Origin of the sequence: Bacteroides sp. DH3716P, assembly GCF_025914115.1 — a bacterium.
In the GTDB taxonomy this organism is placed as follows: Bacteria; Bacteroidota; Bacteroidia; order Bacteroidales; family Bacteroidaceae; genus Bacteroides; species Bacteroides ovatus.
Map to the genome: position 1 here is coordinate 4575570 of NZ_CP083673.1, position 18114 is coordinate 4593683.

The 18114-nt window shown below is 42.7% G+C and carries 14 protein-coding genes; 4 read left to right on the forward strand and 10 right to left on the reverse strand.

Annotation, left to right across the window (positions count from 1 at the left end; translation table 11 throughout):
* Positions 1-52: 52 nt before the first annotated feature.
* Both KQP79_RS17135 and KQP79_RS17140 read left to right on the forward strand, forming a co-directional pair.
* On the forward strand, positions 53-2104 hold the full coding sequence (locus KQP79_RS17135) for a histidine kinase (protein ID WP_061447898.1): 2052 nt from the start codon (positions 53-55) through the stop codon (positions 2102-2104).
* The gene (locus tag KQP79_RS17140) at positions 2101-2880 is read left to right on the forward strand and encodes a LytR/AlgR family response regulator transcription factor (protein ID WP_004296706.1); all 780 of its coding nucleotides are present in this window, start codon (positions 2101-2103) and stop codon (positions 2878-2880) included. The genes KQP79_RS17135 and KQP79_RS17140 overlap by 4 nt, the downstream gene beginning before the upstream one ends.
* Before the next feature lie 88 nt (positions 2881-2968).
* Here the strand turns inward: KQP79_RS17140 and KQP79_RS17145 are convergent, their stop codons facing one another.
* Positions 2969-3364, reverse strand: a complete 396-nt coding sequence (locus tag KQP79_RS17145; protein WP_061447897.1) for a DUF3836 domain-containing protein — start codon at positions 3362-3364, stop codon at positions 2969-2971.
* A 390-nt stretch (positions 3365-3754) separates the two neighbouring features.
* Complete coding sequence (gene polA / locus KQP79_RS17150) at positions 3755-6604, reverse strand: DNA polymerase I (RefSeq protein ID WP_061447896.1); 2850 nt, start codon at positions 6602-6604, stop codon at positions 3755-3757.
* A gap of 88 nt (positions 6605-6692) precedes the next feature.
* Here polA and KQP79_RS17155 point away from each other — a divergent pair, with 88 nt between their 5' ends.
* On the forward strand, positions 6693-7667 hold the full coding sequence (locus KQP79_RS17155; protein ID WP_004296710.1) for a polyprenyl synthetase family protein: 975 nt from the start codon (positions 6693-6695) through the stop codon (positions 7665-7667).
* On the opposite strand, the gene KQP79_RS17160 is transcribed toward KQP79_RS17155, so the two are convergent.
* The 8 genes from KQP79_RS17160 to KQP79_RS17195 form a co-directional block, all read right to left on the reverse strand.
* The gene (locus KQP79_RS17160) at positions 7668-8348 is read right to left on the reverse strand and encodes a DUF1266 domain-containing protein (protein WP_008023795.1); all 681 of its coding nucleotides are present in this window, start codon (positions 8346-8348) and stop codon (positions 7668-7670) included. It lies immediately after the preceding gene.
* Between the two features lie 396 nt (positions 8349-8744).
* Positions 8745-9647, reverse strand: a complete 903-nt coding sequence (deoC, locus tag KQP79_RS17165; RefSeq protein ID WP_061447895.1) for a deoxyribose-phosphate aldolase — start codon at positions 9645-9647, stop codon at positions 8745-8747.
* Positions 9634-9972 (reverse strand): nucleotide pyrophosphohydrolase, encoded by a 339-nt coding sequence (locus tag KQP79_RS17170; RefSeq protein ID WP_061447894.1) that lies wholly within the window; start codon positions 9970-9972, stop codon positions 9634-9636. The genes deoC and KQP79_RS17170 overlap by 14 nt, the downstream gene beginning before the upstream one ends.
* Positions 9973-9991: 19 nt before the next feature.
* Positions 9992-10444 (reverse strand): D-aminoacyl-tRNA deacylase, encoded by a 453-nt coding sequence (gene dtd, locus KQP79_RS17175; protein WP_008023798.1) that lies wholly within the window; start codon positions 10442-10444, stop codon positions 9992-9994.
* Between the two features lie 170 nt (positions 10445-10614).
* Positions 10615-12450, reverse strand: coding sequence for an excinuclease ABC subunit UvrC (gene uvrC, locus KQP79_RS17180; RefSeq protein WP_061447893.1), 1836 nt, complete (start codon positions 12448-12450; stop codon positions 10615-10617).
* A gap of 69 nt (positions 12451-12519) precedes the next feature.
* Positions 12520-13050 carry an adenine phosphoribosyltransferase gene (locus tag KQP79_RS17185; RefSeq protein WP_004296718.1) on the reverse strand — a complete coding sequence of 177 codons (531 nt, stop codon included), beginning with the start codon at positions 13048-13050 and terminating at the stop codon, positions 12520-12522.
* Between the two features lie 50 nt (positions 13051-13100).
* Positions 13101-14987: a tRNA uridine-5-carboxymethylaminomethyl(34) synthesis enzyme MnmG gene (gene mnmG / locus KQP79_RS17190; protein WP_061447892.1), complete on the reverse strand. Its 1887-nt coding sequence runs from the start codon at positions 14985-14987 to the stop codon at positions 13101-13103.
* Positions 14988-15775: 788 nt separating this feature from the next.
* Positions 15776-16414: an HU family DNA-binding protein gene (locus KQP79_RS17195; protein ID WP_004298017.1), complete on the reverse strand. Its 639-nt coding sequence runs from the start codon at positions 16412-16414 to the stop codon at positions 15776-15778.
* A 309-nt stretch (positions 16415-16723) separates the two neighbouring features.
* Here KQP79_RS17195 and KQP79_RS17200 point away from each other — a divergent pair, with 309 nt between their 5' ends.
* Complete coding sequence (locus KQP79_RS17200) at positions 16724-18052, forward strand: VapE domain-containing protein (RefSeq protein WP_061447891.1); 1329 nt, start codon at positions 16724-16726, stop codon at positions 18050-18052.
* Positions 18053-18114: the final 62 nt, after the last annotated feature.

Below are 18114 nucleotides of genomic sequence, written 5' to 3' on the forward strand. Positions count from 1 at the left end.
ATAAATAATGTATTTTTGTCACATTCAAAACATGACATGAATAAGGGGACTGATGAATCAGAAGACTGCTATGAAACTATTTGGACTGTTGGGGCTGTTGATGTTGTTGAGTTGCGGATATGCTGATAGACACCGCAATAGCTCTTCATGCGAACAGGCGTTGGTTGATTCTCTGGAAGTTCGTGTACAGGATTCTTTGTTTTCCAATGTGCATTATTCCCGCTCACAACTGCTTGAGGCACTGACGCAGACGCAAGATTCCCTGGTTTATTATCGTCTGCTCGCCCTTTACGGGAAAACATTTTTTGTCTCTTCCGATTTTGATTCTATACTCTATTACAACCGCCGGGTAAAAGAATTTTCCCGCAATGCTTCCCAATCTTCTGAATCTCTCCAGTCTCCACGATGGAATGATGTATTGTCCGATGTCTATAATATCGAAGGCAACGTATGGATGCAACTGAACCGCCCTGATTCTGCAATTATCGACTATAAGAAAGCCTATGGATATCGCCTGGAAGGAAAAAAACTACACCTGCTTCCGGATATTTGTATCAATATAGCTGATGCCTACCTGCATCGCAGTGACTTGGCGCACACTGCTTCGTATTACCGGCGCGCCCTGTTTCTCTGTGATTCTTTGAACTTGTCCGAGCACACGAAATTTCCTGTCTACTACGGATTGGGGCAGACTTATATGGAACTGCGCGATTTCGATTTATCCAATCATTACTATGAATTGGCCGGGCAGTTCTTCGATGAAATGAACGTGAGCGAGCAATGGACCTATCTCAACAATCGCGGCAACCATTATTATTACCGGAAAAACTATCAGGAGGCTTTGAAATATATGCGCAGAGCCAATGCACTCGTATCTTCTTATCCGCAGATGGTGTTTGAACAGAACTTTATCAAAGTAAACCTGGGAGAATTGTACTTGCTGACTGACAAACTGGACTCCGCACAGATCTGCCTGGACGAAAGTTATCGTTTCTTCTCCGATATACAGCATAACTCGGCTGTTCATTACATTGAAACCCAGATGATTGAACTGGCATTGAAGAAAGGTAATATAGCCCAAGCGAAGACTATGATCGCCCGGACTGCTCCTGTGGGGCATCTTGACGCCAATATGTTGACTATACGCAATCAGTATCTGCAACATTATTTTGAGCATACCGGTGATTACCGCCGTGCCTATGAATACCTGAAACGTGATTGCCATCTGGACGATTCCATCCGGAGCGAACGGATACAGATGCGTGTTGCCGAATTGGATATGCGTTACCGGCAGGATACGATAGTGCTTCGTAAGGAAATGAAGATTCAGCGACAGGCGGCAGAGATGAGAGTGCTCAAGTTGAGCGTATCTATCTGGGTACTTGTCTGCGTGTTGCTTGTGGCAGGGGTAGTGATAGTTGTCTGGTATATGCGTAAAAAGAGGGAGTTTCTTCGCCAGCGTTTCTTCCAGCAAATCAACCGTGTCCGCATGGAGAATTTGAGAAGCCGGATTTCTCCTCATTTTACTTTTAATGTACTGGGACGTGAGATCAATCAGTTTAACGGCTCGGAAGAGGTGAAACATAATCTGATGGAACTGGTGAAATATCTCCGTCGTAGCCTCGAACTTACCGAGAAATTGAGCGTATCTTTGCAAGACGAACTGGATTTCGTCCGTACATACATCGAACTGGAACGTGGACGTGTCGGAGAAGATTTTGTCGCAACAATCACGGTGGAGGACGGTTTAGATGCAACCCGCATCATGATTCCATCTATGATTGTGCAAGTTCCGGTGGAGAATGCTATTAAACATGGACTGGCGGGAAAGGACGGAAAAAAGGAGCTAATGGTATATGTTTCCCGTGAAACAAATGGGATTCGCATAACGGTTACCGACAACGGACGCGGGTATCTCCCGCAGGTAGTTTCCGCCACACGGGGTACTGGTACAGGATTGAAAGTGTTGTATCAGACCATTCAATTACTGAATACAAAGAACAAGAGTGATAAAATACGTTTTAATATAACCAACAGAAGCGATGGACAAACCGGTACGGAAGTGTCGGTATATATCCCGTTTCGTTTTTCTTATGATTTATGATGGAGACAGAAGAAAAGTATAAGGTAGTCATCGTTGACGATGAACGTACAGCGATTGATGCTTTGCGCCGAGAGTTGGAGCCCTATCGTGAATTTGAAGTAAAAGGAATCGCAGGGAATGGTGCAAAAGGTAAAAAGATGATTATGGAGTTGCATCCGGACTTATTGTTTCTTGATGTGGAACTTCCGGATACGTTGGGACTCAATCTATTAAGTGAAATCAGGGAGGATATTTTGTGGGATATGAAGGTTGTGTTTTACACCTCTTATGACAAATACTTGCTTCAGGCGTTGCGTGAGTCGGCTTTCGACTTCCTGCTGAAGCCTTTTGAAGCAGAAGACCTGAAAGTAATTATGGACCGTTACCGGAAGGCTATGACCTCTACTTCGCTTCCTCTTTTGCCTTCTTTTGCTTCTTCTATCAGTGCATTGATGCCCCAGCAAGGCATGTTTATGATTAGTACAGTGACAGGCTTCAAACTCTTGCGACTGGAAGAAATCGGCTTTTTTGAATATCTGAAAGACAAACGTCAATGGCAGGTGGTCTTGTTTAATCAAACTTGTCTGAATTTGAAGCGAAATACAAAAGCAGAAGATATTATCAGTTATTCACAAGCTTTTGTACAGATTAGCCAATCTGCTATTGTAAATGTTAATTATCTGGCAATGATTGATGGTAAATGCTGTCAACTTTATCCGCCTTTTCATGATAAGAACGATCTGATTATTTCCCGAAGTTATCTAAAAGAACTACAAGAGCGTTTCTTTGTTTTGTAATGTGGACCTCATAGATTGAAATACGCCACTTCTTCAGCAGAAGCGGCGTATCTTTTTGTTAGAATATTAGAATGAGAGAGAGTTTATGTTACATATTTGTATTATCCATCGTAACGGTCATTTCGGGTACCAGTACGTAGGCTTGTTTTTTAGCGTTCCATTTATAATAATTCGTAGTAACGGTCTTGCCTTCATAAGTATAATTGATGCGTAGGTCTTTTTCCCATGCGTTCTTGCTATTGTTCCATTTCAAGGCCTCGCTTTCAATCATACGTTTGTTGTCATCGTACTTGTAGTTGTACTTCATGTAGTTGGCAAGTGTATTTCCGTCCATTTTGTAAACGGTTTGTCCCACTGTCATGCCATTCTCTTCGATTGGATTATAAATCAATTGATTATCGTAGCTACGTGCAGAAGTAGCAAGCGATACAACAAGAAGAGCTGCAGATAAAACGAACATTTTTAAAGATACTTTTGCTTTCATGGCTATTTAAGTTTTTGGGTTATACTTTCATTTGTCTACCAAATGCATTGATTTTACGCTGCAAATCTACATGTTAATTTGGTATTTATGCATTTTTGAAGATAAAAGATTGTCAAAATGTCAAGAGTGAAGGTGGGTGATAACTAGCTTTTTGCCAATATTGGTGACAAAAAAATATCCGGCAGTCAATCTGCCGGATATAGAATGAATCACTTCGTCGAAAAAGGAATCTTTTTTCTAGCTTTCTGGATACAGAGTTAAATAATGTTATTACCCAGACTTGCCTCCATTTTGTAAGCGGAGGTCCCTGATAAGGTGGAGTCTCCTTGTGTAATTAGTGTCTAAAAGATAGCAATTCCTTATTGAGGTAGTCTTTATTCACTTGATGGTTTAATGTGCCTCAAGCCAGTTTCTGCCCCATCCGCAATCTGCTTTCAAGGGGACGTGCATGCGGTATGCTTTCTCCATTTCTTCGATGACGATTTCTTCTACACGCTCTTTTTCATTGACAGGAACGCTGAAATTTAATTCGTCATGTACTTGCAGGATCATTTTGGCTTGTATTCCTTCGGCCTGAAACCGTTGATAGATACGTGCCATTGCTACTTTTATAATATCTGCCGCACTTCCCTGGATAGGGGCGTTGATGGCATTTCGTTCGGCATATCCGCGTACAACGGCATTCCGGGAATTGATGTCCGGCAAGAAGCGTTTCCGGTGGAAGATTGTTTCCACATAGCCTTTTTCCTGGGCCACCTGGATACTTTTATCCATATATGCTTTTACTCCCGGATAAGTTTCAAAGTAACCGTCGATTAACTCTTTGGCTTCTTTGCGGTCTACATTCATTCGTTCGGCAAGACCAAATACGGATATGCCATAGATGATACCGAAATTGGCAGTCTTAGCTTTACGGCGCATGTCGGAACCTACGTCTTTCAGGTCGGTCTTATAAATTTTGGCAGCAGTGGCCGCATGAATATCGTGATTGCTAAGGAAAGCATCAATCATATTCTTATCCTCGCTAAGGTGTGCCATGATGCGCAACTCAATTTGCGAATAGTCGGCAGAGAAGAAGAGGCAGCCTTCATCGGGGATGAAAGCCTTGCGGATTTCTTTTCCGTTCTCGTCGCGGATAGGGATATTTTGTAAATTCGGATTGCTTGAACTAAGGCGTCCTGTAGCGGTTACAGTCTGGTTGAAAGAGGTGTGTACCTTTCCTGTACGTGGATTGATGAGCTGGGGGAGTGCGTCGATATACGTGCCCAATAGCTTTTTCAGTCCGCGATGTTCCAGAATCTTTTCTACTACCGGATGTTTGTGCCGGAGGCTTTCGAGCACTTCTTCCGAGGTGACGTACTGGCCGGTCTTAGTCTTTTTTGCCTTCTCTACGATTTTCAGTTTGTCAAATAGTACCTCACCGACTTGCTTGGGCGAAGCGATATTGAAAGTCTCACCGGCCAATTCGTAAATCTCTTTTTCGATTTGCTCCATCTGGGCGGTGAAATGGGCGGACGACTGCTTCAATGCTTCCGTATCCAGCAATACCCCGTTCCGTTCTATATTAACCAATACGGGAACTAGCGGCATTTCTATATCATAGAACAAACGTTCTGCGTCATTTTCTTTCAGTTCTTTCTCCAATACATTTTTCAGTTTCAGAGTTACGTCTGCATCTTCGCAGGCATATAGATATACATCTTTCGGGTCGAGATCGCGCATGTTCTTCTGATTCTTTCCTTTGGGACCTATCAGTTCGTCAATGTGGATAGTCTGATAGTGCAGGTAAATTTCCGCAAGATAATCCATGCCATGACGAAGTTCCGGTTGAAGAACATAATGAGCGATCATCGTATCGAAAAGTGGACCTTTTACTGTTGAGCCATAATTTTGAAGAACAATCATGTCGTACTTGATATTTTGTCCGACTTTTAACGAATTCTCATTTTCGAAGACCGGACGGAACTCATTTACGATTTTTAACGCTTCGTCTTGGTCCGATGGTACGGGAACATAAAAAGCTTCATTCTCTGCAATCGAAAAGCTCATTCCGACTAATTCGGCATCCATTGGTTCGGTTCCGGTGGTTTCCGTATCTAACGAGAGAATTTTCGATGTAAGTAACTTTTGAATAATTTCCTGCCTTTTCTCCTCTGTATCAATAAGTTGATAGCTATAAGTGAGCGATTCTAACGTCTCTAGGTTCGATTTTTTTGCTTCACCCGGTTCATCGGGCGTGAAATTCGCAAATAAATCGCCTTGCATTCCGCCTCCTTCTTCGGGAAAAAGTGGAAGAGGAGAGGGGGCACTTTTTCCAGTAGCAACTTTGCTTCCGGTGGCAGAGGTTATTCCGTTTCCGGAAATATCTTTTTTGAGCACCCGGTCGATGAGTGTTCTAAATTCCAATTCCTCGAAAATGCTGCGGAGTGAATTCTCGTCTGCTTCTTCGCGGACAAGAGCATCCATCTCAAGTTGGATAGGGACATCGATTTTAATGGTGGCGAGAAATTTCGAGAACGTAATCATTTCCCGATTGGTTTCCACTTTTGTTTTCAATGCTCCTTTCAGTTGGTCGGTATGTTCCAATAGGTTCTCGATGCTTCCGAATTCGGAGACCAGTTTTTGAGCAGTCTTTTCTCCTACTCCCGGACATCCGGGAATGTTATCTGAAGAGTCGCCCATCAGTCCGAGCATATCGATCACCTGTGTCGGAGACTGAATGTCAAACTTGGCTTTCACTTCCTCCACTCCCATCACTTCGAAACCTCCTGTGTGTTTGGGGCGATACATAAATACTTTGTCACTTACCAGCTGCCCGTAATCTTTGTCGGGAGTCATCATATAGGTAGTGATACCCTGGCGACCGGCTTCGGTAGCGAGCGTACCTATCACATCATCGGCTTCGTAGCCTGCCACTTCCAGAATGGGGATGCGGTAGGCGCGTATAATATCCTTTATAATAGGTACGGAAAGACGAATTGCTTCTGGAGTTTCTTCGCGTTGTGCTTTATATTGTTCAAAAGCCTCGTGGCGGAAGGTGGGACCTGCGGGGTCGAAGGCTACTCCTATATGAGTGGGATTCTCTTTTTTCAATACTTCTTCGAGGGTGTTCACAAAACCCAGTATGGCTGAAGTGTTGAATCCTTTGGAATTGATTCTTGGGTTCTTAATAAAGGCGTAATACGCCCGATATATCAATGCATAAGCGTCTAAAAGAAATAATTTATTACCTGAATCCATAGATTTAATTAATTTTTCATGGTAAAAGTACAAAAAAATACGGTATTAAGCGTTTTATTATTACTTTTGTGCTCAAATTGTGTAATAAATGGACAGTATCTCACTTATCAGAACTCCGATTGAAGCGGAACTGGGCGACTTCAAAGAACTTTTTGATAGTTCTCTCTCCAGTTCAAATGCATTGCTCGATAGCGTCGTATCTCACATACGGCAGAGGAATGGTAAGATGATGCGGCCTATTCTTGTTTTACTCGTGGCACGTCTTTATGGAGCTATATGTCCTTCCACTCTTCATGCGGCTGTTTCACTGGAACTCCTTCATACGGCCAGCCTGGTACATGATGACGTAGTGGATGAAAGTTCCGAACGTCGTGGACAGCTCTCGGTAAATGCTATCTTTAATAATAAAGTAGCGGTGCTGACGGGTGACTATTTATTGGCAACCAGCCTCGTACACGCCGAACTGACAAACAGTCATCGTATTATTCAGCTTGTGTCCACTCTTGGACAGGATCTTGCTGACGGTGAGTTGCTTCAGCTTTCAAATGTAAGTAATCACAGTTTTTCCGAGGAAGTCTATTTTGATGTAATCCGCAAGAAAACTGCTGCTCTTTTTGCTGCCTGCACAAAGGCTGCCGCTTTCTCGGTAGGTGTGGGTGAGGGGGAAGCTGAACTTGCCCGTTTGCTGGGCGAATATATTGGGATCTGTTTCCAGATAAAGGATGATATTTTCGATTACTTTGATAATAAGGAGATTGGTAAACCTACGGGTAATGATATGCTTGAAGGTAAACTGACATTACCTGCTTTGTATGTGCTGAATACGACGAAAAACGAGGAAGCGCAAGAAATTGCAATCAAAGTAAAGGAGGGTACGGCTACTCTTGATGAAATAGCTCATTTGATTTCGTTTATTAAAGAAAACGGAGGTATTGAATATGCGGTTCAGACTATGAATGTCTATAAGCAAAAAGCTTTTAATCTATTGGCTTCTTTGCCGGATTCTGATATCTGTGCAGCTCTCCGGGCTTATCTGGATTACGTAGTAGACCGCGAAAAATAGTTACTTCCGGTATTTTGCCAGAAGTGAATAGCACAATAATAACCGGTCCCAATCTTCTATCTTTTCCGATTTCATCGCTTTTCCTAAAAGGAAACTCTTGTCTATTTCTTCTGCTGTATGAAGATCTAAAGAACATAATTTGGCGGCTTGCTCTATGTAGTCCCAGGCTTTCTCTTTGGTGATGTGACCACATGCTTGGGAGGCGCGCGCCAGGCTCACAAGCAGTCCCATATCCCATCCGATAATGCCTTTTTCCAAGTCATTTATCCATATAATAGGGTCCCTTCTTTCCTCTGTATATTTCACAAATTTGTATAGATTCTTTCCTTGACGGATAAAGCGTTCCACTCCGAAAAAACGCTTTTGAATGATGTTTTCGAACTCGTTGATGTTCTCTGTAGAGAGTAAATAGGGGAGCATAATCTGGTAGGAGACTCTGTCGCCTTCGTTGATAAGGAACTGGAATAGTCCGGTGGCGGACTCATTATCGGTGCAGTGAAACTCCTCTGTTAGCAGTTTGGATAGCTTTTGCGGATGGATTCCGGTCTCCATGGAGTTGAGATAGAAGCCTTGCAGTCCGGCTTCCATATAACCGATGCGTAGCCCCTTCTTTTTCTCTGCTCCGAGGATGAGGTTCAGAGGGTTGTGATTGAATCTTAAGGTTCTTGTATATGCGTCCATCCTAATATACCTCCAAAGGTTCATGAAAAGCGTGAGAACTGTTGCCATGTATTTTCCTGAGGCTTCGGCAAGCCGTTATGAGTATACAAGCAACAGTCCCACGCTCCATTCGATATATAACAAAAGTATATACATGAAGGTGCGTGAGACCCGTTTGCTTATTACCATTCATAACTTTGAATTTTGCCGAATTCCAGGAATTGGTAATAAATGAAACGTTCTCTAATATAACTAATTAGCTGTATTTTCATCGCTAAACCTTTTACAAAGATAAGTATTTTTCTGAATTCTCCTGTAACTATCTTTAGATTTTCTTAAATAAAAAATACCGCGTCGGTTCCCGGAGTACGGGAATCGCGCGGTAAGGCGTATTTGATTGCTAATGTAGCCTTTAGCTTAGAAGAACTTGATTTCTTCCCCTTTGATGTCAGAAAGAAGGAGGTTGGCTAAGCGGCTGGTTCCCAGGCGGAACAGTTGATTATCCAGCCATTCTTCACCCAATAGCTCTTTTACAATTGTGTAGTAAATAATCGCATCATTAACGGTATTGATGCCACCTGCCGGTTTGAATCCAATCTTGATTCCGGTCTTCTGGTGGTATTCTTTGATGGCTTCACACATCACGTAAGCGGCTTCCGGAGTAGCGGCAGGCTGTTGCTTACCAGTGGAAGTCTTGATGAAATCTGCGCCCGAATACATGGATAGGATAGAGGCTTTCTTGATGTTGGAAGCGCTCTTTAGTGCACCAGTTTCGAGGATCACTTTGAGGTGGCGTTCCTTGCAAACTTCCTTTAATTCCTGTATTTCTTCACACATTCCTTCGTAGTCTCCGCTTAGGAATTTGCCGATGGAAATGACAATATCTATTTCATCTGCACCTTCTGCGATTGCTAATGCTGTTTCTGCCACTTTTACTTCAATGAATGTCTGTGAAGAGGGAAAACCTCCTGATACACAGGCTATATTGACTCCGTCTACCTCCAGCGTATTCTTAACGATGGCTGCAAAATTGGGGTATACACAGATTGCTGCAACATTTTTAAGATCAGGATATTCGTCGTCAAACTGATTGACTTTTTCGGTAAAGTGCATCACACTTTTGTCACTGTCTGTACTATTCAAAGTAGTTAGATCAATACAGTTGAACAGGAACTTCTTAACGTCTTCCGTGTTGTTTTCCGGCACTTTTTTCTCAATCAATTCAGCTACGCGAGCTTGAATATCTGCATCGCTCAGATTGGTATTATACTTTGCCAATGCGGCATTGTACTTGTTGGGCTGTGAGTTATTCTTTTCCATGATCTTTCAGTTTTGGGTTGTTGATATGTCTTTTATTATCTCGTTTCGTTTTCTTATCCATGCTTTTCTGGAAAGCAGTGGTTATGTCTACACCTGTCTGGTTGGCAATGCAGAGAAGCACCCATAAAACGTCTGCTATCTCTTCATCTATATTATCTTTCTCTCCCTCTTTAAAGGATTGATCTCCATATTTGCGGGCCATGACACGCGCCAGTTCTCCTACTTCTTCCGTCAGAACTGCCATATTGGTCAACTCGCTGAAGTAGCGGACGCCGTATGTTTTCACCCATTGGTCCACTTGTTTCTGTGCTTCTTCCAGAGTCATAATTGTTGATGGTTGGTTATTATTCTTTGTTTTTTGTATCCATGCATATAGTAACGGGACCGTCGTTTAAAAGTTCAACTTTCATGTCTGCCCCAAAGATGCCTGTGCCTATTTCTTTTCCCAATGCACCGCTTAAATCTTTGCAGAATTGTTCGTAGAGTGGGATAGAGACATCCGGCTTGGCAGCTTTGATATAGGAGGGGCGATTTCCTTTCTTGGTAGAAGCGTGTAGCGTGAACTGGCTGATAACCAGAATCTCACCTCCATCTTCTAAGATAGATTTGTTCATTACGCCATTCTCATCATCGAAGATACGTAGATTTACAATCTTCTTGCAGAGCCAGTCGATATCTTCCTGCCCGTCTGCTTCTTCAATACCGACTAATATCAGCATCCCTTTCCCAATGGACGACTTACAGTGTCCTTCAATGGTTACTGACGCATGGCTTACCCGTTGTATGACTATTCTCATTGTTATTTATTCTATTTCATGATTAGGAAAGGCAAATTTACAAAATTCAGAAGAGAAAACGGTGTGTTGGTGGGAAAATATTGTGAATTCGCTCCGTAGTCAATAGGACTATTCGTTATTATTTGTTGTCAATTCGCTATCTTGGGTGCCGCCTTGGCTGACGTATTTCCTTATTGTTGTTCGTTATTCAAACCTTCTTTTACAGTCTTGGCTTTCGCTTCTCCAATCACAGCGGCAATCTCCTCAAAAGAGGCTTCTTTGATCCGTTTTACGCTCTTAAATTCTTTCAGAAGCGCTGTTTTTGTCTTTTCTCCAATCCCTTTGATATTGTCTAATGCCGATGCTACCTGCCGTTTGCTGCGTTTATCACGATGGAAACTGATGGCAAAGCGGTGCACTTCATCCTGAATCTGTGTCAGCAAACGGAATAACGGGCTTTGCTGTTTGATACCGATAGTCTGCGGAGGAAATCCAAAAAGCAGTTCCGATGTGCGATGGCGATTGTCCTTTGCCAGTCCGGCAATCAGGATTGTTAAGTTCAGCTCATCTTCAATCACCTCTCTAACGACCTCCATTTGGCCTTTTCCACCATCGGTGATAATCAGGTCGGGCAGAGGGGCGTTTTCTTCAATAGCGCGCTGATAACGTCTTCTGACGACCTCTTTCATGGATGCATAGTCGTCAGGTCCTACAACCGTCTTTATATTGTATTTCCGATAATCCTTCTTTGAGGGTTTAGCCTTTTTAAAGACAACGCAAGCGGCCACGGCATCAGAACCCTGTATGTTTGAGTTGTCAAAGCATTCAATTTGCAAAGGCGGTCTGTCCAGATGCAGCTCTTGCTGTATCTCTTTCATTAATCGCATACTTCTTTGCTCCGGATTCAGCTTTTCCGCCTGTTTTAGACGGTCGGCTTTGTATTGCTTCACGTTTAGAATCGAAAGATCCAGCAATTTCTTTTTATCTCCCCGCTGTGGAACGGTAAATACGATGTTGTTTAGCTCCAAATCAAGTTCAAAAGGCACTATAATCTCTCTGGATTGACTCTTATAGCGTTCCCGCATTTCGATAATACCCAGTGTCAAAAGCTCCTCTTTTGATTCATTCAGCTTCTTTTTATATTCGAATGTAAACGCCTGGTTAATGGCGCCGTTTGTAATATGCAGATAGTTGATGAAAGCGGAATTGGACTCGTCCTCTTCAATAGAAAATACATCTATGTTGTGCAATACAGCGCTTACTACCTCCGATTTGGAACGGTAGTTTTCTATCAGAAGATATTTCTCTTTCACCTTCTGTGCTTCTTCAAACTTCATCTCACCGGCTAATGTCTGCATCCTTTCCAGTAGCATACGGCTGATTTCTTGTGTGTTTCCTTTCAGGATCTCTTTGATTTCATCAATGTTTTTGAGATAATCCTCCTGTGATTGTAGCCCGATGCATGGTCCTGCGCAGTTCTTTATATGATATTCCAGGCATACGTTAAACTTACCAGCCCGTATATTCTCCGGAGTTAGGTTTAAACTGCAAGTTCGCAAAGGATATAAATGCTTTATCAGATCCAGTACTGCATACATGGATGGTATGTGACTATACGGTCCATAATACGAAGAACCGTTCCTGATAATCTTCCTTGTTCTGAAAACTCTGGGAAAATACTCGTTTTGTACGCAAATAGAAGGGTATGTCTTGTCATCCTTTAATAGAACGTTGTAGCGCGGCTTATATTTCTTTATCAGATTATTCTCCAGCAATAACGCATCTTCTTCCGTGTTGACTACAATATAACGAATATCGGCGATTTTGCTGACCAGCACTCGTGTCTTTCCCGGTTCATGCTCTTTGCTGAAGTAGGAGTAGACTCTTTTCTTTAGATTTTTAGCCTTTCCAACGTATATAATTGTGCCCTCCGTGTTCAAGTATTGGTAAATACCCGGTTTCTCGGGAAGGTTGGCTACAATCCCTTTCAAATATTCATTGGCTCTGCTTTCTGGTTCTGTATTCATAATTGTTAGGTACGAAAGATCGCTAGCTGCTTACTTTTGACACATTCTCTGCAAATAGAGGCAAATCCTTTATAAAGACAATACCGATTCTACTTCTACGTCATCTCCGAACAAAGATTTTCCATTCAGTTCTTTCAATTCGATGATGAAGTTTACATATACCTTTTTAGGCTTTAGTCTTTTCACCAATTCGCAAGCTGCTTTCATGGTGCCTCCTGTTGCCAGCAAATCATCATGTAGTAGAATTACGTCGTTTTCGTCCAGTGCATCTTTGTGAATTTGCACCGTGTCTTTGCCATACTCCTTATCGTAGCTTTCTTCAATCGTTTCTGCTGGGAGTTTGCCCGGCTTGCGGATTGGAATAAAACCGGCGTTCAGACGGGTTGCCAGAATCGGTCCCATAATAAAGCCTCTTGATTCTATACCCACCACTTTGGTGATTCCTTTATCCTTATACATATCGAACATGATATTGGATAATTCCTGCAAGCACCATGGATCTTTGAATAGAGTAGTGACGTCGTAGAACAGGATTCCGGGAATCGGAAAATCGGGTACTTCCCGAATGCTTTTGATTAGTGTTTCTTTGCTCATAATCATTGAATTATATCGTTTCTTTAAATGCTTTGTTTCACGTGAAACGTTGCCGCTTATCGTCCCGAAAGCACCAGCAGTACGTTGATGTCGCTAGGAGAGACTCCCGGAATTCTGCTCGCTTGCGCGATTGTTTCCGGATTTATCTTTGCCAGCTTTTGCCGAGCTTCGGTGGAAAGGGATTGAATGGTGGAATAGTCAAATTTTCCTTTAATCTTAATACTCTCCAATCGTGCTAGTTTTTCAGCTATCATTCTCTCTCTATCAATATATCCTTGATACTTGATTAGGATTTCGGCAGCTTCGAGAATCTCTTCTTTCCGGTCTTGATCCGAACTCGTCGCTTTTTCCAGTTCGCGTTGAAACGCCGGAACATATTCTGCTATATTTTCTATTGTCACTTGCGGGCGGTTCAGAATCTCTATCAACTTACAACCTTGACGTAGGGACGTTGTCCCTATCTTTTCGAGAGCGTCGTTGATTAGTGCCGGTTTCATCGAATAGTTGCGCGCGAAAGAAATGATTTGTTCCACGGCTTCTTTCTTGCCTCTTACTAACTGATATCGATCTTCTTTTGCCAACCCAAGCTTAAACGCTTTCTCTGTTAAGCGCATATCGGCATCATCCATGCGAAGCAGAATGCGGTATTCCGCACGCGAGGTAAACATACGGTAAGGTTCATCCACACCTTTGGTAACCAAATCGTCGATTAATACGCCAATATATGCTTCATCGCGAGCCAAAGTAAATGCTTCTCCGCCGTGGCAGTTAATGTGTGCATTGATACCGGCTATCAATCCTTGTCCTCCTGCTTCTTCGTATCCGGTGGTTCCGTTTACTTGTCCGGCAAAGAACAAGTTTTTGATAATTTTCGATTCCAACGTATGTTTTAATTGAGTCGGATCGAAATAGTCATATTCGATAGCGTATCCCGGGCGGTAGATAACCAGATCTTTGAAAGCCGGGATTTGTTTCAGTGCTGCAATTTGTATTTCCATCGGAAGCGAAGAAGAGAATCCGTTAAGATATAACTCTTGTGTCGTTTCTCCTTCCGGTTCGAGAAATAACTGGTGCTGATCTTTATCCGGGAAAGTGACAATCTTAGTTTCGATGCTCGGACAATAGCGTGGCCCGATACTTTGAATCTGTCCGTTGAACAGGGGAGAATCCGGCAAACCTTCACGCAGAATCCGGTGTACTTCTTCATTGGTGTAGCATGTCCAGCATTGAAGTTGCTTTAAGTGGTGCGTGCTAGTATTCATGAATGAGAACTTGTGGAAGTCCGATTCACCGTCTTGTGTTTCCATCTGGTCAAAATGAACACTACGCGCGTCGATTCGTACCGGAGTACCGGTTTTCATCCTTCCGTAAGAGATACCGTGACGGGCGATGGATTCGGTCAGCTGATAAGAAGCCGGCTCGGCCATTCTTCCTCCCGGCAATTTATGACGTCCTACATGCATCAGTCCGTTGAGGAAAGTTCCTGCGGTGAGCACAATGCATTTCGCTTTGAAGGTGACGCCCCATGCGGTGCCCAATCCAGTGACCTCACCGTTTTCTACGAGCAGTTCACATACGGTATCTTGCCAGATATGAAGGTTGGGTGTATTTTCCAGTTTCTCTCGCCAGGACCAAATGAACTTAGCCCGGTCGCATTGGGCGCGGGGGCTCCACATGGCTGGACCTTTCGAGCGGTTTAGAATTCGGAATTGAATGGCAGTCTCATCTGTCACTAATCCCATCTGTCCACCCAATGCATCTATTTCACGTACAATTTGTCCTTTGGCGATTCCTCCTACAGCCGGATTGCAACTCATCTGTCCAATCTTGTTCATGTCCATAGTGATGAGACAAGTTTTGGAACCTAAATTAGCAGCGGCTGCCGCTGCTTCACAACCAGCATGTCCGGCACCAATTACAATTACGTCGTACTTAAAATCCATTCCTATCTTATTTATTATCAAACGCTGCAAAGTTACAGAAAAGTTGTGAGACTTGTATCTTCAAGCTGTTTTTGCTTCTGAAAATCCGAGGAGGAATCCGGCTTAACTGAAAAAAACGCCGTAATTTCGGGTTAGAAATATGCAGATTGTTCGAAAATAGACCGCTTATTGGCTTTTGTGATTGTATATTTTTGGATGGAATGGCAATAGTTTGTCTTTTCAATCCCCTGTTTTGCTTTCTTTTTGTTAGTTATGTGCTTGCTCAATTATGAGTGCAACTAGAGAGTAAAAGGAAAGATTTGTTGAAAATACGGATTGCTGTGGGAATAAACTTGAGGTTTACACTCAAAATCTACCCTACGTCTTGACATAAGTCAAAAAAACAAGCCTGAATGTGTTTTTTTGTATAGTGGCTTTTGTTGTTTTCGCAAACAGCTATACCTTTGCAGTGTAGTCGTGAAACTACTTATATTTTAGGTATTAGAAAAAGGTAATAATTAAAAGGTATTAGTTTATAAAACTAAGGTATTAGATTTTAAGATTAGTTTTTAGGAAAAAGATTGTTTTGATTAGGTATTAGGAAAAAGACGTTTTCAGGTAAAGAGTAAATGAAAGATGAAGAAAAAGAAGAATCCCATTTATGGGGATTCTTTAAAGGTGGAGCGGAATGATTCGCTCTTTTTTTGTGCCCTTTGTTCATTCTCTTCACATTGAGATAAGTCTCAATTTATCAGTCTTTTTACGTGATTCGTTGAGTGAAAATACCTCTTTCACATCCTTCACAGTCACTACCGTGAAGGATGTGCCGCATCTCTGGATACGCCATAATAACCGGGAGCAGGCACATACATCGGCTGATTGCGCAAACCGATATTCACCAGCTTTCCTTCTCCACGCAAACGTACCAAATGCGTTTTGGCCGTAGTACGTGCCAAACCACACACTTCCTGAAAATCACGGCGGGTCATCATCTGATGTTCGGCAAAATATTCTTTCAACAGCATATCAATCTCCACCTCTGACACCTTCTCCGAATGACGGACATACTTGGACTGATTGGCGCGGACACCCACAAAATGTCCTTTCAGATTACTGTCAGGGCGAAATCGGACAGTTTTGAAAGCCACCTTATTAGTCTTATGCGGAGTGCTACGAGTCACTTTCCCCGTAGCAGCCAAAGTGGGATAAAAATAGCCGATCCCCTCGATATGTACTTCTTTTCCCTCTCGCAACGACTCGCCGAGAATCTTCGATAAGTTATCAAGCACATTCTTTACATCGCCCACAGTCAACGAACTGTAGTCATGAATCTTGTAACAAAGAGTATCCGTATCCACTTTTCCATTCATAAAGATACGCGGATGCAACGCCGCTTCTTCTTCCGAAGAAGCATTAGGATTTTCATACCAATCAAACACAATAGCCATTACTTCTTATCAATTTAAATGTGTAACTTCATCATAGGACAACTTTAATCGGCTATTCGGACGATTGGAATCGGCTGTTCAGTCAACTATTGTCAGCCAACCGGACAACTCCAGTCGGCTTTTCCTAAACAAGCACTAAAGATACGACAAAGTAACGATATATCAGCATAGGAAAGCTTGTTTTTCGTTTCAGAAGAAAATAAATATTTTCTTAGTTAAATACTTGCAAACCCCATATTTCATGTTATACCTTAGCAGCATCAACCGGTCGAAAAAACAACATTTATTCATTTAAAAAACAAGAAAAATATGAAGACATTAGAATATAACTCGAAACGTTTGGCAAAAAGAATACAAGCATTGATGAAAGAATCGTCAAACGTCATCGTTTCACCGAACACTTCAAAGAACGTACCGAAAATGCAAGAAATAGATGAACAGGAAGCATATAAACAAGAAGTACATAAACACCCCGTCCTTCTAACACGACAAGTGATTGACTTTTTGAAAGTACGATATGACTTCCGCTACAACTTACTCACCGAAGAAACCGAATTTCGCCCCTCCGGGCAACGAGAAATTCCTTTCTGCCGCATAGACAAGCGAGAACTGAATACTTTCTGCCTGGAAGCCCACAAAGAAGGAATCAACTGCTGGGACAAGGACCTTCAAAGATACATTTACTCTACCCTAGTGGAAAGCTACCACCCTTTCCGGCTTTATATGAACGAACTACCTGCCTGGGACGGAACGGATCGGTTGAAGCCCTTGGCGAAGCGAGTATCCGACACTCCTATATGGATAAAAAGCTTTCACACCTGGATGCTCGGACTTGCCGCCCAATGGCTGGGAGTGAATCAAACACAAGCAAACAGCGTAGCCCCGATACTTATCAGCGAAGAACAGGGACGCCATAAATCCACTTTCTGCCGTATGCTGATGCCGCCACAACTAGCCCGTTATTATTCGGATAATCTGAAACTAACCGCACAAGGCAATCCCGAACGTCTCCTAGCCGAGATGGGGTTACTAAACATGGACGAATTTGATAAATTCGGAGCACAAAAGATGCCGTTACTTAAAAATCTGATGCAAATGTCCAGCCTCAACATCTGCAAAGCCTATCAGAAAAATTTCCGGTCGCTGCCTCGTATCGCCTCTTTCATCGGAACAAGTAACCGGACTGACTTACTGTGCGATCCGACAGGCAGCCGCAGATTCATCTGCATTGAAGCGGAGCATGATATTGACTGTACCGGAATTGAACATTCACAAATCTACGCCCAACTGAAAGAGGAATTGCTTGCAGGTGCCCGTCACTGGTTCAACAAGGAGGAAGAACATGCTTTGCAACGTCATAATAGCGCATACTATCATGTCAACCCCATAGAAGACATTGTGTGCAACATATACGCGCCTGCCATGTTGGATGAACCGGATTGTCTGTCACTCTCCGCCGCTATCATTCATCAAGAATTGAAAAAGAGGTTTCCGGCTGTACTTCGTAATTGTACTCCTATCCAATTGGCGCAGATTCTGACTGCAACGGGTATCAGTCGACAGCATACGAGATTGGGCAATGTGTATTTGGTGAAGAAAGTGAAGGGCTGTGGTAAGCGTCTCCGCGATTCTATATAGTGTATTAAAATAAAAAGGCTAATGATCCCTTTTTAGTCATTAGCCTTTTCCCATCTGTCAGG